The sequence below is a fragment of the Sediminimonas qiaohouensis DSM 21189 genome, assembly GCF_000423645.1.
Classification (GTDB): domain Bacteria; phylum Pseudomonadota; class Alphaproteobacteria; order Rhodobacterales; family Rhodobacteraceae; genus Sediminimonas; species Sediminimonas qiaohouensis.
This window is the reverse complement of record NZ_AUIJ01000012.1, coordinates 72,352-85,922: the sequence shown is the minus strand read 5'-3', so window position 1 is coordinate 85,922 and position 13,571 is coordinate 72,352. Positions and strand designations below refer to the sequence as shown.

The window sequence follows — 13,571 nt, the reverse complement described above, 5'->3', positions numbered from 1 at the left end:
CGTCAAGGAGCCTCACCATGCCGCCAAAGCCCCCTGCCGACGCCGATGCGCGGCGCGCCGTTCGTCCGGTTATCTGCTATCCGAACGATACCTTGCCCGCGCCCGACCTGGCGCTTTATCGCCGGGCGCGCGACACTGCGCGCAAGGTGGATGAGGTCATCGCCCCTCCGCGCGGCGCGGCCTGTTTTCGTGTGCCAGCGGGCGGGTTTTTCCGCATCACGAGCGTTGAGGGGCCGCAGGTGGGCGATCTGAACCTGTGGAACGCCGCGGACCTGGGCGAGCGGTTCTATTCCGGCAAGAGCCGCGCGCTCCATGGCACGCACCTGACGGTGGGCGAGCGGATGTGGTCCAGCTTTCCCGGGATGCGCCCGATGGCCACGATCATCGACGATACGCTTGATTGGTACGGGATCGACGCATTCGGCGGGTCGGTTCATGACGTGATCGGCACGCGTTGCGATCCGTACACGAACAACCTGCTGTCGGGCGGGCAGTACCATCATTGCTGCCATTCCAACCTGACGCGGGCATTGGCGGATGAGACCGGGATGCCGCTTGCCGAGGCGGAGAGGCATGTGCACGACGTGCTCAATGTCTTCATGTGCACCGGGTTTACCCGTGACACGGGGCAGTATTTCATGAAGGCCAGCCCCGTGCGGCCCGGCGATTACCTTGAGTTCTTTGCCGAGATCGATCTGCTTGGCGCGCTGAGCGCGTGCCCCGGCGGGGACTGCTCGACCGAGCATTCAAGCGACAGCGCGGCGTGCTATCCGCTGCTGGTCGAGGTGTTCGAGGCGGATGAGGGCGCGTTGGGGGATTGGCAGCCGCCGTCGCCCAACGGCTATGACCAAAGCCACGGACGCGGGTGAGGCCGCCACCGCGCTAGCGTGGTCATGCGAGGCTGCTGTGCAGGGCGATCTCGAGCATGTCGCCAAGGGACTGCTCGCGCTGCTTGGGTGGCATTTCCAGCCCGGCGTTGCGGTTGTCGCTGACCGTCAGAACGGCAAGCGCCCGGGCGCCGTGGCGGGCGGCGACCTGGTATAGCTCTGCCGCTTCCATCTCGACGGCCAGCACGCCGTGGCGGGCAAGCGTTTCGATCATGTCCGGGCGCTCGTCATAGAATGCGTCGGATGAGAATATCCCGCCGATATGGGGCGACACCCCCTTGACGTCACACGCGCGCGCGGCGCTTTGCAAAAGGCCCCAATCGGCGCAGGGGGCAAAGCGCAGTTGCCCGAAAATGCCGTCGGAGGGCGAGGATCTTGAGCTGGCCGTCATCGCAAGGATGATCTCGCCCAGCCCGAGATGGGGCTGCACCGCGCCGCAGGTGCCCACACGGATCAGGGTCTTGGCGCCATGATCGCGGATCAACTCGTTGGCGTAGATCGACAGGCTGGGCATGCCCATTCCGCTGCCGTGGATCGTCACGCGGTGGCCGTTCCAGGTGCCGGTATAGCCCAGCATGCCCCGGGTGTCGTTCACCAGCTCCGCCCCGCTCAGAAACGTGTTCGCGGCCCAGGCGGCCCTGTAGGGATCGCCCGGAAGCAATACCGTTTCGGCGATTTGGCCCGGCTTGGCCCCGATGTGGATCGACATGCGGCGCCCCTAGCTTCGTGCGTATTTGATGAAGGGCGTCAGAACGCCGATCCGATCATAGAGCGTGCGGGCCTGCTTGTTGAAATCCTGCGTCATCCAATAGACCGATGGGGTGCCGTTGGCGTCCGCGGCGGCATAGACCGCCTCGATCAGGGCGCGGCCGATGCCAACGCCCCGCACATCCGGCGCCGCGAACAGGTCTTGGAGGTAGCAGACATCCTCGATTTTCCAGTTGTGGGGGTGGAAGATGTAGTGGACCAGGCCGACCGCCTTTCCATCATGCTTGGCCAGGTATCCGTTTTGCCTTGGGAAATCGGATGAGCAAAGCCGCTGAAACGTGGTGTCGTAGACCGCATCCGGCAGCGTTGTTTCATAGAATTCCAGGTAGGCGGACCACAGGTTTTGCCACTCTTCGCGGTCGGGTGGCGTGATGGGGTGAATCTCAAGTGACATATCCGGCCCTTTTGCAATTCTGGCTGGTGCAGAGTGCCGTGTTTCGCCGCGCGTGGCCAGCGGTTTGCCGCCGTGGGGGCGGGCGGGACCCGGATTGGGGCGGCATTTTTTCGCCGGGTTGGTTGCGTGCCGGACTGTGCAGGGCCACGTTGTTGCAAGCCCGACGCGCCAGTGCGCGCGGCGCAACTTTAAACGGGAGATAAGATTGACTTTCAAGACAACACTTGCCGCCACCACGACAGCCGTCGCGCTTGCCTTTGCCGGGCCGGTTGCCGTCATGGCCCAGGACGAAGATCAGGCCGCCAAGAAGATGGAAGCCAGCGACGTGACGGATGCGAAGGTAAGCGCGTTTGTCGAGGCGCTTGTGGCGGTGGACGCCGTGCGCAAGGATTTCGCGCCCAAGATCGAGGCCGAGCAGGACGAAGAAGCCAAACAGGAGTTGGTGAACGAGGCAAACGCCGCGATTGTCGACGCGGTTGATACCACGGAAGGCATGACCGTGGACGAGTACACCTCGATCGTTGAGCTGGCACAAGCCGATCAGGCCCTGAACCAGAAGATCATGGACGAGATCAAGACGCTGAAGGAATAAGCCCGCGTCTTTGCAAGACAGGTTGGGTCGCAGGCGGGGATGATTGCCGCCGCCTGCGGCTGCGTTACTGAGCGGCGATCGCGGATGGATCGGCCAGCGTCACGATGTCCATCATGATGGTGTTCAGCTCGAAATCCTTGGGCGTGTAGACGCGCGCGATGCCGATGTCGCGTAGCCGGGTGGCGTCTTCTTCGGGGATGATGCCGCCGACGATCACGGGTATATCGCTTAGGCCCGCCGCCGCGAGGCGGCTCATCAGTTCCTCCATGAGGGGCATGTGGCTGCCCGACAGGATCGACAGGCCGATGACGTGCGCGCCGTCGTTTTGTGCGGCGTTGACGATCTCTTCGGGGGTCAGGCGGATGCCCTCATACGCGATATCCATGCCGCAATCGCGGGCGCGGCTGGCGATTTGTTCGGCCCCGTTCGAATGCCCATCCAACCCCGGTTTGCCGACCAGGAACTTCAAGCGCCGGCCAAGGCGGTTGCTGACCGCGTCGACGGCATCGCGGAGGTCCTCAAGGCCCTCCGTCCGGTTTGACGGGTTGGGCGACACGCCCGTGGGGCCGCGATATTCGCCGTGAACGGCGCGCATTTCGGCGGCCCATTCGCCGGTTGTGACCCCGGCCTTGGCGGCCTCGATCGAGGGGGGCATGATGTTGTTGCCCTCGCGCGCGGCCTTGCGCAGGCCCGCCAGCGCGGTTTGAACGGCTTGTTCGTTGCGCTGCGCGCGCCAGTCATTGAGATGGGCGATCTGGTCCGCTTCGACCTTTGGATCGACTGTCATGATGCCGCCGTCCTCGCTCATCAGGGGGCTCGGCTCGGCCTCGATCCATTGGTTGACGCCGACGACGATAGTCTCGTTCCGCTCGATCCGGGTCAGGCGGTCGGCGTTGCTGTCTACAAGGCGCGATTTCATGTACTCGATCGCGCTGACGGCGCCGCCCATGCTGTCGAGGGTGGCCAGCTCGTGGCGGGCGCCGTCCTTGAGGGCCTCGACCTTGGCGGTGACGGCGGGGTTGCCGTCAAACAGGTCGTCATATTCCAGCAGGTCCGTCTCGTAGGCCATGATCTGTTGCATGCGCAGCGACCATTGCTGATCCCATGGGCGGGGAAGGCCAAGCGCCTCGTTCCAGGCGGGCAATTGGACGGCGCGGGCGCGCGCGTTTTTCGACAATGTCACCGCCAGCATCTCCAGAAGGATACGGTAGACGTTATTTTCCGGCTGCTGTTCGGTCAGGCCAAGCGAATTGACCTGCACCCCGTAGCGAAAGCGGCGGAATTTGGGGTTCTCGACGCCGTACCGCTCGCGGCAGATCTCGTCCCACAGATCGACGAAGGCGCGCATCTTGCACATCTCGGTGACGAAGCGGATGCCCGCGTTCACGAAAAAGCTGATGCGCCCGACCATCGCGGGGAAATCCGCCTCGGGCACGCGCGGCTTTAGCTCGTCCAGAACCGCCGTCGCGGTGGCCAGGGCGAAGGATAGCTCCTGCTCGGGCGTCGCGCCGGCCTCTTGCAGGTGGTAGGAACACACGTTCATCGGGTTCCATTTCGGCACGTTCGCATAGCAGTATTCCGCCACGTCGGCGATCATCTTGAGCGACGGTTTCGGCGGGCAGATATAGGTGCCGCGCGACAGGTATTCCTTGATCAGATCATTCTGAACGGTGCCTTGCAGCTTGGCGATATCAGCGCCCTGCTTTTCGGCCACGGCGATGTAGAGCGACAGCAGCCAGGGTGCGGTGGCGTTGATCGTCATCGAGGTGTTCATCTGATCCAGTGGGATCTGGTCGAACAGGGCCTCCATGTCACCGATATGGCAGACCGGCACGCCGACCTTGCCAACCTCGCCCTTCGCCAGGACGTGGTCGCTGTCGTAGCCGGTTTGTGTCGGCAGGTCGAAGGCGACCGATAGCCCAGTTTGCCCGCGTGCCAGGTTGGAGCGGTAGAGCGCGTTCGAGGCCTTTGCCGTCGAGTGCCCGGCATAGGTCCGAAACAGCCATGGCTTGTCTTTGGGATTTTCAGTCATCTCGGCCTCCGGTGAATCGGGTTGGCAATTTTATTGCGTTGCGGCGCAGATAACCGGAATTATATGGCGGCGTCAATTCGCTGCGTCGCGGCATAAGGTGATTTACGCAGCGGCGTTGCGAGTCCATGCTGCGCAAATGGGCACGATGGTTGAGATTCCTCTTTGGGCGCTGGTGCTGATCGTGCTGTTCGCGGCGGTCACGTTTGCGTCGCATTTCCTGTTTCCATCGGTCAGGTGGTTTTTCCGGCGGCGCATGGAAAAGGTGGTTGCGCGTCTCAACGAGCGGCTTGAGCGGCCCATTCAGCCATTCAAGCTGGCGCATCGTCATGACATGATCCAGCGCCTGATCTATGATCCCGAGGTGTCAAGGGCCATCGCGGCCCATGCCAAGGCCCGGAGCATCCCCGAAAACGTCGCGTTCGAGCACGCCCGCGCCTATGCGCGCGAGATCGTGCCATCGTTCAGCGCAAGCCTTTATTTCGGGTTTGCCATTCGCGTGACCCGCTGGCTTAGCCGGGCGCTTTATGATGTGCACCTTGGTCCGCATGACGAGGCGGCGCTGCGGCGGATCGATCGCGATGACACCTTGGTTTTCGTGATCAACCACCGAAGCAACATGGATTATGTGCTCGTGACTTACCTTGCGGCAGAGCGATCGGCGCTCAGCTACGCGGTGGGGGAGTGGGCGCGCATCTGGCCGCTTAGCCGCCTGATCCGGGCAATGGGGGCCTATTTCATTCGCCGCAAGTCCCGCGATGAGCTGTATCGCAGGGTGTTGGCGCGTTACGTGCGCATGGCAACGGATGGCGGGGTTGCACAGGCGGTCTTCCCCGAAGGGGGGCTTAGCCTTACGGGAGAGGTGCAGCAGCCGCGCCTTGGGCTTTTCAAGTATATCGTCGAGGGGCACGACACGGCGGCGCGCGACGTGGTCTTTGTGCCGGTTTCCCTTAACTACGACAGGGTTCTTGAGGATCGTATCCTTGTGACCGCGGGCCAGACGGGCGAGCGCCGGTTTCGCGCGCGCATCTCTGTTGTGCTCAGGTTCATTGCGCGGTCGCTGTGGCTCCGGGTGCGGGGGCGCTATCACCGCTTTGGCACCGCCAGCGTCAATTTCGGCACGCCACTGGCCCTGAGCGGGTTCAAGGGCAATGTGGATGAACTGGCCGAGGAGTTGATGCAGCGGATCAAGCGCAACGTTCCGGCCCTGCCGGTGCCCCTTGTTGCGGCGGCGTTGCTGCGGTCGGGGGGCGCCATGTCGCGGGCAGAGCTTGAGGCCGATGTCGCGCAGACCCTTGCATCGCTGCCACAGGGGCAGTGCCCCTGCGACAGCGCCGCCGATCTTGTTGTCCAAGGGATGAAGGCATTGAAAACGCGCGGGCTTGTGTCCGAGGGCGAAGATGGCGTTCGCGTGGTCGAGGGCGAAAAGCCGCTCCTGTCGTTCTACGCGGCTTCGGTCGCGCATCTGACAGGGGCGTCGCAAGCGTCCTGAAATGCTGCGCCCGCGAGGTTATAAAATTTCAAAAAGATATGAAACCCGATTGCATTGTTGCGCGGTCATCAGTATTCCGAGGCAGGACACCGCGATTCTGCGTCGCGGCAATTGAACGAGGATGGAGGCTGAAATGGCTCTGGACACCGACACCGGGATCGCTCCGTACGAGGCACCCGAGAAGGATCTTTACGAAGTTGGCGAAATGCCCCCGCTGGGGTACGTGCCGAAACAGATGTACGCGTGGGCGATCCGGCGCGAACGCCACGGCGAGCCCGACAAGAGCTTTCAGGTTGAGGTTGTCGATACTTGGGAGATCGACAGCCACGAGGTTCTTGTTCTCGTGATGGCGGCGGGGGTGAACTACAACGGGGTCTGGGCCGGCCTTGGTGTGCCGATCAGCCCGTTTGACGGGCACAAGCAGCCCTACCACATCGCGGGATCGGACGCGTCCGGCATCGTGTGGAAGGTTGGCGACAAGGTCACGCGCTGGAAGGTGGGCGACGAGGTCGTGATCCACTGCAACCAGGACGATGGCGACGACGAGGAATGCAACGGCGGCGACCCGATGTTCAGCCCCTCGCAGCGCATCTGGGGATACGAGACGCATGATGGCTCGTTCTCGCAGTTCACGCGCGTGCAGGCGCAGCAGCTATTGCCGCGGCCAAAGCACCTGACGTGGGAGGAATCGGCGTGCTATACGCTTACGCTGGCGACGGCCTATCGGATGCTTTTCGGGCATCACCCGCATGAATTGAAGCCCGGTCAGAATGTCCTTGTGTGGGGGGCGTCCGGGGGGCTTGGATCATTCGCGATCCAGTTGATCAACGCGGCGGGCGGCAACGCGATCGGCGTCATAAGCGACGAGGACAAGCGCGATTTCGTGATGAGCCTGGGCGCCAAGGGCGTGATCAACCGGAAGGACTTCAAGTGCTGGGGGCAGCTTCCGACCGTCAACACGCCGGAATATGCGGAGTGGTTCAAGGAGGCCCGCAAGTTCGGCAAGGCGATCTGGGACATCACCGGCAAGGGCAACAACGTCGATATCGTTTTCGAGCACCCCGGCGAGGCGACATTCCCGGTCTCGACACTGGTGTGCAAGAAGGGCGGGATGGTCGTGATCTGTGCCGGCACCAGCGGTTTCAACTGCACCTTTGACGTGCGGTATATGTGGATGCACCAAAAGCGCCTTCAGGGCAGCCACTTCGCGCATCTCAAGCAGGCGTCGGGGGCCAACAAGCTGATGGTGGAGCGCCGCATCGATCCTTGCATGTCCGAGGTGTTCCCGTGGTCCGAGATTCCGCAGGCGCACATGAAGATGCTGCGCAATGAACACAAGCCCGGGAACATGGCCGTTCTGGTTCAGGCGCCGGTGACGGGTTTGAGGACTGTCGAAGATGTTGTCGAAGCGGGGCAAACCCGCAACATTTAGGATTGTAATGTATGCATGAGGAAGGGCGCGCAACATGGTTAACGATGGTGCGGGCTTTTCCTTTTTAAATCAAATACCTTTAAGATCAATGGCCTGGCTTTCCCGCCCCTCGCTATTTCTGGGGAGTTGGAAACTGTGAGTGGCGGACGCGCATGGATACATGGTATATTTGATTTAATTCTTAATTAACCATTGACGACGAGAGCTAACATGCAGAATGAATGGATAATCGACGTGCTAGTGGACCTGCGTGGGTATGCGCAAAAACACGGATTGGACGCATTATCGGCGCAGTTGGACACGACCCGGCAGGTAGCCGCCGCCGAGATTGCATCGCAGATGGATGGGGCGCCTGTACAGGTGGACGCCGATGACGCCTGGGGTGGAAACGATCCTCGAGGATTTGGAGCACGCTACAGGAGTTGAAGACCTGCAGCAGGTTATTCAGGCTTTGCGCGATCATTTCGGTGTCGATCACATGGTTTATCACTGGGTGAACTCCGATGGTGATCAATACGGGTGCGGAACCTACTCCGACGCGTGGGTCGCGCGGTACCTGGAAAAGGACTATCTCAAGATCGATCCGGTCGTGTACGGGTGCTACCAACGCTTCCACCCTGTCGACTGGAAGCGGCTTGATTGGTCCAGCCGCGCCGTGCGGCAGTTCCAAGTGGATGCGATCGAGCACGGCGTCGGCAATCAGGGCTACTCGGTCCCGGTGCGCGGGCCCAACGGGCAGTTCGCGATGTTCACCGTGAGCCATAACGCGGAAGACGATGCATGGGCTGCTTTTGCCGAGACGAACCGCCGCGATTTGATCCTTATTGCCTACTTCTTCAATCAAAAAGCCCTCGAGTTCGAGCCCGGGCGTCGGCCAGAGCAGACACCCTCCCTCTCGCCGCGCGAAGTGGAGGCGATGACGTTCCTCGCGATTGGCTATAGCAGGGCGCAAGTGGCGCAGACGCTTTCCATTTCCGAGCATACATTGCGCGTTTATATCGAAAGCGCACGGTTCAAGTTGGGCGCGCAGAACACTACCCATGCCGTGGCCCGCGCAATCAGCCGTGGATTGATCGTCGTGTAGAAAAGCCTGCAATAACAGGTGATTGCCGGGCTGCCTGGCGGCGCAACCAATGGCATGGCGCCGAAAATGTAACTTCTCGTTAAGATTGAGATTCCTTTAACCAATTCTGGATAGCCTGATTTTACGATGTCAGGCCAGAGGGTAAACGAATGCTTAAGTATCTATATGCAGATCAACTCGAAGATTATCCAAAATTGCGCGATACCATGTTCCGCGACAGGGCCGATCAGTTTCGTGATCGACTGGAGTGGGACGTGTCCGTTGACGATGAAGGGCATGAGCGGGACGAATACGACGATTTGAACCCGCTCTACGTGATATGGCAGCGCGCCGATGGAACGCATGGGGGCTCGATGCGGTTTCTGCCGACTGCCGAGGCGTGCATGGTGAACGATCATTTTCTGGATCTCACGGACGGCGTGCGTATCGAGAGCCCGCTGATCTGGGAATGCACGCGGTTTTGCCTGGCGCGGGGGGCGGCGCCGTCGGTTGCGGCCGCCTTGATGCTGGCCGGGGGCGAGATCCTTGAGGGGTTTGGGATCCGCCATTTGGTCGGCGTGTTCGATGCGCGAATGGTGCGCATCTACCGCCGTATCGGGGCCAGCCCGACCGTTCTTGGATCCAGTGGGCAGGGCCGGAACGCCATAAGCGTCGGACTGTGGGAGTTTTCACGCGACGCGCAGGCGAAAGTGGCCGAGCAAGCGGGTATCTCGGTAGAGCTGTCGCGGATGTGGTTCGAGCAGGCCTTTGGCACGATCGACGCGCCGCTTGCCTTGACCGCCTGATTGCCGGAACACCGCCCGGCGGATGCTCTGGCCCTTGGCGCGACCGCGATGTAGGGTCGCGCCATGACCGACGATGCCATGCAATTCTCGCACGATCAGGCCGACGCATATGATCGGATATCCGCCCTGCTGAAGTCGGTCGGGGTGGATATCGAGGATGGTCTGCTGACGCCGCCGAAGGCAGGCGGCGAGAATATCATGGCGGTCATCGGCAAGGCCGGGTCGGGCAAGACGATGTTGCTATCGACGCTTTACCGGGCGCTGCAGGACGCGGGCGTTGAAACAGTGTCAGGCGATTACGAGGGGCGCCGCACCAAGGACCGCCGGACGCTTGCAATTCTCGCGCCGACCAACAAGGCCGCCAGCGTGCTGCGCGCGCGGGGGGTGCCCGCGACGACCATACACAGGATCATCTACACGCCCGTCTACGACCCCGAATATGAGAAGATCGCGGAGTGGCTGGCCGGCAATGGCGAGCGCCCGGTGATCGAGGGGCTGACGGATCTGGCGCTTGATCGCGCGCTTGCTTTCTACAATGTGCACAAATCGGTTCCCGGTGCCCTGGCCGCGGCGGGGCTGCGCGGATCGGATTTCATCACCGGATGGAAGCGCCGCGACGAGCCGCTGGATATCGGGTTTGTGGACGAATCCTCGATGCTGGATGCACGGCAACTTGATGATCTGAAAGAGATTTTCCCGACGCTTCTGCTGTTTGGCGACCCGGCGCAGTTGGCGCCGGTGGGGCAATCGGGGGAAATGGTGTTCGACCGGCTGCCGGACGACCAGCGGCTTGAGCTGAGCCGTATTCACAGGCAGGCGGCGGATAATCCGATCCTGGATCTGGCGCATGCCCTGTCGGACCCGGCGCTTGAGTTCGAGGACTTTGAGCGCATGGTCGAGGAGGCGGCAAAGCGCGACGACAGGGTTGTGTGGGCCAACCGCGTCGAGGTGGACCTGATGGCGCGCAGCCCGGTCCTGGTGTGGCGAAATGTGACGCGCATCCGCCTGATCAACGCGTTTCGCCAGGTGCATGACGCCCCCGAGGATGCGCTTCTGCCGGGGGAGCCGCTTATTTGCGATGGGCTGGAGTTACCGCTCAAGCATCGTAAGAAGCGGTTGGACCTTGAGGCGCGCGGCCTGATCAAGGGGGCGCAGGTGGTGTACCTTGGCCCCGGTCGCAAGCCGGGGTTTTCGCGGCTGCATGTCATGGGGGCCGAGGACCCCAGCCTGAGCGCGGCGAGCATCGTCAAGATCGAAAAGCCCGACGAGGAAGAGCCGTTCATCCCGTTCGCGGCGCGTATGGGGGCCACGTTCCTGCACGGGGCGGCGGTGACGATTCACAAGGCGCAAGGCTCTCAATGGGAAAACGTCCAGGTGTTCGCGCCCGACCTGTTTGCCGCCGCGCGAATGGGCCGGAACGAGGCGGGGCAGCCGTTGTGGAAACGTCTGGCATACGTGGCGATCACGCGGGCCTCAAACCGGCTTTATTGGGTGGTGCGCAATCGGTTGGCGAAGCCAACGGGGCCGCTGCGGGCGGATGATCTGCGCCAGGTTGAGCCTGCGCCGCTGACCCTTGAGGCGCAGGATGCGCAGGAGGGTGTGCAATGAAAAGCATCATGATCACCGGCGCCAGTGCGGGGATCGGTGCCGCGACCGCGCGGGCGTTCTTGAAGGCGGGATGGCACGTTGGCATGATCGCGCGGCGCGGTGATGCGCTTGCGGCTGTTGCCGGTGGCGACGCGCGGGCGATCATCTTGCCATGTGACGTGACCCGGCCCGATGAGGTGCAGGCGGCATTCGACAGCTTTGCCACGCGGGTTGGGCGGTTGGACGTGCTGTTCAACAACGCGGGCCTTTTCGGCCGCGCCGCCCCCATTGACGAGCTGGAGTTCGACGAGTGGAAGCAGGTTGTCGATGTCAATCTCAATGGCATGTTCCTGTGCGCGCGGGCCGCTTTCGGGCAGATGCGGCGCCAGCAGCCGGGCGGCGGCCGGATCATCAATAACGGCTCGGTCAGCGCGCATTCCCCGCGCGAGGGGGCGGTGTGCTATACGGCGACCAAGCACGCGATTACGGGGCTGACCAAGAGCTTGTCGCTGGATGGGCGGGCCTTTGACATCGCGTGCGGGCAGATCGATATCGGCAATGCCCGGACAGAGCTGTTGGAGGGGATCATCGCCGACAACCCGGAAAACGCGCCGCCGACCATGTCGGTGGAGGATGTCGCGCGCGCGGTTGTGAACATGGCCGATCTTCCGCCCGAGGCGAATGTTCAGTTCATGACGCTGATGGCGACCAAGATGCCCCTCATCGGGCGCGGTTAACCCTGCCGTAGCATGCGGAACGCGGCCGATGCGCCCCATCCCGCGGCTATGGCGATCGCCAATGACAACAGGCCGTATATGAGTGGTTGGCTGCGTGACAGGTTGTACAAGAACCGCTCCAGTCCGACCTTGTAGACATCGATCTCGGTCTCGAACTGCGAAATCACATGGCCGCCCCGTGTCAGGAAAATGCGCGTCTTGTATGGGCCTTCGGTCAGGTTGGCCGGCAGGGCGATGGAGGTGCGAAACAGCGTTTGCTGGTCAACCTCGACGGCGCCTTCAAGTAGCTGAAAGAGGCTGTTGTCTTGCCTGATGCGGATGAGGGCCCGGGTAAACGCGCGCGAATCGCCGATCTCGGCCGGGGCGCCGACCGACCGGATGGCGCGCGCGATCGATACCTTGTGGCGCAAATCCTCGGTATGTCTGAGGACGTCGTTGAAGGGGCCGGACGTGGCCACCGCATAGTAGGAGGGAGCCGAGTCGATCTGGTTCGCGTCCGTGTTGACCCAGATGCCGAAACGTTTGTCCTTGCGGCGCACGATCAGGGGCTCGGACGGGCCGGCGATGGTGACGATCACCTCAAGCGGCTGTTCTGGAATGGCTGTCTCGCGCTTGATCGCGCCAAAGATAAGGATCTCGGAGCCGTCAAAATCTGCGGTGATGGAAACCCTGTTCTGGCTCAGCCCAAGAACGACTTCTTCGCGGGGCTGCTGGGCGTGCGCAGCAAAGGAAAGGCAGAGCAGCAGAAGTGAGCACAGCACCCGCATCAGAGCTGATCCATGGTCGAGACCGAGTACAACTCGGACGGTTGCAAAAGCAGATCGAGGCCAAGCTTGGCGCAGACCACGAGAACCAGCGCCGCCAACAGGACGCGCAATTGCTCGGCCTTCATGCGCAGGCCGATTTGCGTGCCCAGTTGCGCCCCGATCACCCCGCCCACCAACAGCACGACCGCCAGCGCCATATCGACGGTGTAGTTGGTCGTGGCGTGCAAAAGGGTGGTGAAGGCGGTGACAAACAGGATTTGAAACAGCGACGTGCCGATGACGACCTTGGTGGGCATGCCGAGGATGTAGATCATCGCGGGCACCATGATGAACCCGCCGCCGACACCCATGATCGCAGCCAGCAGGCCCACCGACATCCCGACAAGGACCGGTGGGATCGACGAGATATAGAGCCCCGAGGTGCGGAACCTCATCTTGAAGGGGAGGGCATGAACCCAATTGCGCTGTTTGCGCTTGTAGACCGGGGTGCCGGCGCGGCGGGCCCGGCGGATGGCGCGGTAGCTTTCAAACAGCATGAGGCCGCCGATGACTCCCAGGAACACGACATAGCACAAGCGCACCAGCAGCTCGACCTGACCCATGGACTTGAGGTGATTGAACAGCATCACCCCGACGGCCGATCCGATCAAACCCCCGACCAGAAGGACCATGCCCATCCTCAGGTCCACGGTTTTTCGCCTGAGATGCGCAAGCATTGCCGAGAACGACGAGGCAACGATCTGGTTGGCGGAGGTGGCCACGGCGACGGCCGGCGGGATGCCCACGAAAAACAGAAGCGGCGTGATCAGGAACCCGCCGCCGACGCCGAACATCCCCGAAAGAACCCCAACCAACGCCCCCAGCCCCAGAAGCAGGAACAGGTTGACCGATACCTCGGCGATGGGGAGATATATCATCATACCTATCAGTAGCGTGGTGCTGCGCGGCTTGGCAAGATGGCGACACGGGCCTAGTGCGGCCTCGTGGGCGAATTGGCCCGATTTTCGCGGATTTAGC

At 62.3% G+C, this 13,571-nt stretch carries 13 protein-coding genes; 8 read left to right on the top strand and 5 right to left on the bottom strand.

What is annotated here, in order from left to right; genetic code table 11:
- Positions 1 to 17 precede the first annotated feature (17 nt).
- Positions 18 to 869 (top strand): urea carboxylase-associated family protein, encoded by an 852-nt coding sequence (locus tag G568_RS0111490; RefSeq protein WP_026758175.1) that lies wholly within the window; start codon positions 18 to 20, stop codon positions 867 to 869.
- A gap of 22 nt (positions 870 to 891) precedes the next feature.
- Here G568_RS0111490 and deoD read toward each other — a convergent pair whose 3' ends face one another.
- Together deoD and G568_RS0111480 are read right to left on the bottom strand one after the other, a co-directional pair.
- Positions 892 to 1,596 (bottom strand): purine-nucleoside phosphorylase, encoded by a 705-nt coding sequence (gene deoD / locus G568_RS0111485; protein ID WP_026758174.1) that lies wholly within the window; start codon positions 1,594 to 1,596, stop codon positions 892 to 894.
- A 9-nt stretch (positions 1,597 to 1,605) separates the two neighbouring features.
- Entirely contained in the window at positions 1,606 to 2,049 is a 444-nt protein-coding gene (locus G568_RS0111480) for a GNAT family N-acetyltransferase (RefSeq protein ID WP_026758173.1), read from the bottom strand.
- A gap of 205 nt (positions 2,050 to 2,254) precedes the next feature.
- Between G568_RS0111480 and G568_RS18725 the strand changes: the two genes are divergently transcribed.
- Positions 2,255 to 2,641 carry a DUF4168 domain-containing protein gene (locus tag G568_RS18725; protein WP_157084388.1) on the top strand — a complete coding sequence of 129 codons (387 nt, stop codon included), beginning with the start codon at positions 2,255 to 2,257 and terminating at the stop codon, positions 2,639 to 2,641.
- Positions 2,642 to 2,705: 64 nt separating this feature from the next.
- Here the strand turns inward: G568_RS18725 and G568_RS0111470 are convergent, their stop codons facing one another.
- Positions 2,706 to 4,673 (bottom strand): protein meaA, encoded by a 1,968-nt coding sequence (locus tag G568_RS0111470; protein ID WP_026758172.1) that lies wholly within the window; start codon positions 4,671 to 4,673, stop codon positions 2,706 to 2,708.
- Positions 4,674 to 4,809: 136 nt separating this feature from the next.
- Between G568_RS0111470 and G568_RS0111465 the strand changes: the two genes are divergently transcribed.
- From G568_RS0111465 to G568_RS0111440, 6 genes are all read left to right on the top strand, one after another.
- On the top strand, positions 4,810 to 6,162 hold the full coding sequence (locus G568_RS0111465; RefSeq protein WP_026758171.1) for a 1-acyl-sn-glycerol-3-phosphate acyltransferase: 1,353 nt from the start codon (positions 4,810 to 4,812) through the stop codon (positions 6,160 to 6,162).
- Positions 6,163 to 6,295: 133 nt separating this feature from the next.
- A complete protein-coding gene (ccrA, locus tag G568_RS0111460) occupies positions 6,296 to 7,594 on the top strand; it encodes a crotonyl-CoA carboxylase/reductase (protein WP_026758170.1) in 1,299 nt (432 codons plus the stop codon).
- A gap of 370 nt (positions 7,595 to 7,964) precedes the next feature.
- On the top strand, positions 7,965 to 8,678 hold the full coding sequence (locus tag G568_RS0111455) for a helix-turn-helix transcriptional regulator (protein WP_026758169.1): 714 nt from the start codon (positions 7,965 to 7,967) through the stop codon (positions 8,676 to 8,678).
- A gap of 149 nt (positions 8,679 to 8,827) precedes the next feature.
- Complete coding sequence (locus tag G568_RS0111450) at positions 8,828 to 9,463, top strand: acyl-homoserine-lactone synthase (RefSeq protein WP_026758168.1); 636 nt, start codon at positions 8,828 to 8,830, stop codon at positions 9,461 to 9,463.
- 63 nt (positions 9,464 to 9,526) lie between these two features.
- The gene (locus G568_RS0111445) at positions 9,527 to 11,071 is read left to right on the top strand and encodes an ATP-dependent DNA helicase (RefSeq protein WP_026758167.1); all 1,545 of its coding nucleotides are present in this window, start codon (positions 9,527 to 9,529) and stop codon (positions 11,069 to 11,071) included.
- Entirely contained in the window at positions 11,068 to 11,787 is a 720-nt protein-coding gene (locus G568_RS0111440) for an SDR family oxidoreductase (RefSeq protein ID WP_026758166.1), read from the top strand. Before G568_RS0111445 ends, G568_RS0111440 begins: the two co-directional genes overlap by 4 nt.
- Here the strand turns inward: G568_RS0111440 and G568_RS0111435 are convergent.
- Both G568_RS0111435 and G568_RS0111430 read right to left on the bottom strand, forming a co-directional pair.
- Positions 11,784 to 12,554 carry a TIGR02186 family protein gene (locus tag G568_RS0111435; RefSeq protein WP_037374044.1) on the bottom strand — a complete coding sequence of 257 codons (771 nt, stop codon included), beginning with the start codon at positions 12,552 to 12,554 and terminating at the stop codon, positions 11,784 to 11,786. The genes G568_RS0111440 and G568_RS0111435 overlap by 4 nt on opposite strands.
- Positions 12,554 to 13,474 carry a sulfite exporter TauE/SafE family protein gene (locus G568_RS0111430; protein ID WP_026758165.1) on the bottom strand — a complete coding sequence of 307 codons (921 nt, stop codon included), beginning with the start codon at positions 13,472 to 13,474 and terminating at the stop codon, positions 12,554 to 12,556. The genes G568_RS0111435 and G568_RS0111430 overlap by 1 nt, the downstream gene beginning before the upstream one ends.
- Positions 13,475 to 13,571: the final 97 nt, after the last annotated feature.

Excerpts from the sequence above, each read along its gene's own strand:
- ccrA (WP_026758170.1), top strand. The coding sequence starts at position 6,296 with ATGGCTCTGGACACCGACACCGGGATCGCTCCGTACGAGGCACCCGAG.
- G568_RS0111450 (WP_026758168.1), top strand. The coding sequence starts at position 8,828 with ATGCTTAAGTATCTATATGCAGATCAACTCGAAGATTATCCAAAATTG.
- G568_RS0111480 (WP_026758173.1), bottom strand. The coding sequence starts at position 2,049 with ATGTCACTTGAGATTCACCCCATCACGCCACCCGACCGCGAAGAGTGG.
- G568_RS0111490 (WP_026758175.1), top strand. The coding sequence starts at position 18 with ATGCCGCCAAAGCCCCCTGCCGACGCCGATGCGCGGCGCGCCGTTCGT.
- G568_RS0111470 (WP_026758172.1), bottom strand. The coding sequence starts at position 4,673 with ATGACTGAAAATCCCAAAGACAAGCCATGGCTGTTTCGGACCTATGCC.
- G568_RS0111435 (WP_037374044.1), bottom strand. The coding sequence starts at position 12,554 with ATGCGGGTGCTGTGCTCACTTCTGCTGCTCTGCCTTTCCTTTGCTGCG.
- G568_RS0111440 (WP_026758166.1), top strand. The coding sequence starts at position 11,068 with ATGAAAAGCATCATGATCACCGGCGCCAGTGCGGGGATCGGTGCCGCG.
- G568_RS0111465 (WP_026758171.1), top strand. The coding sequence starts at position 4,810 with ATGGGCACGATGGTTGAGATTCCTCTTTGGGCGCTGGTGCTGATCGTG.
- G568_RS0111455 (WP_026758169.1), top strand. The coding sequence starts at position 7,965 with ATGACGCCTGGGGTGGAAACGATCCTCGAGGATTTGGAGCACGCTACA.
- G568_RS0111445 (WP_026758167.1), top strand. The coding sequence starts at position 9,527 with ATGACCGACGATGCCATGCAATTCTCGCACGATCAGGCCGACGCATAT.
- G568_RS0111430 (WP_026758165.1), bottom strand. The coding sequence starts at position 13,474 with ATGATGATATATCTCCCCATCGCCGAGGTATCGGTCAACCTGTTCCTG.
- deoD (WP_026758174.1), bottom strand. The coding sequence starts at position 1,596 with ATGTCGATCCACATCGGGGCCAAGCCGGGCCAAATCGCCGAAACGGTA.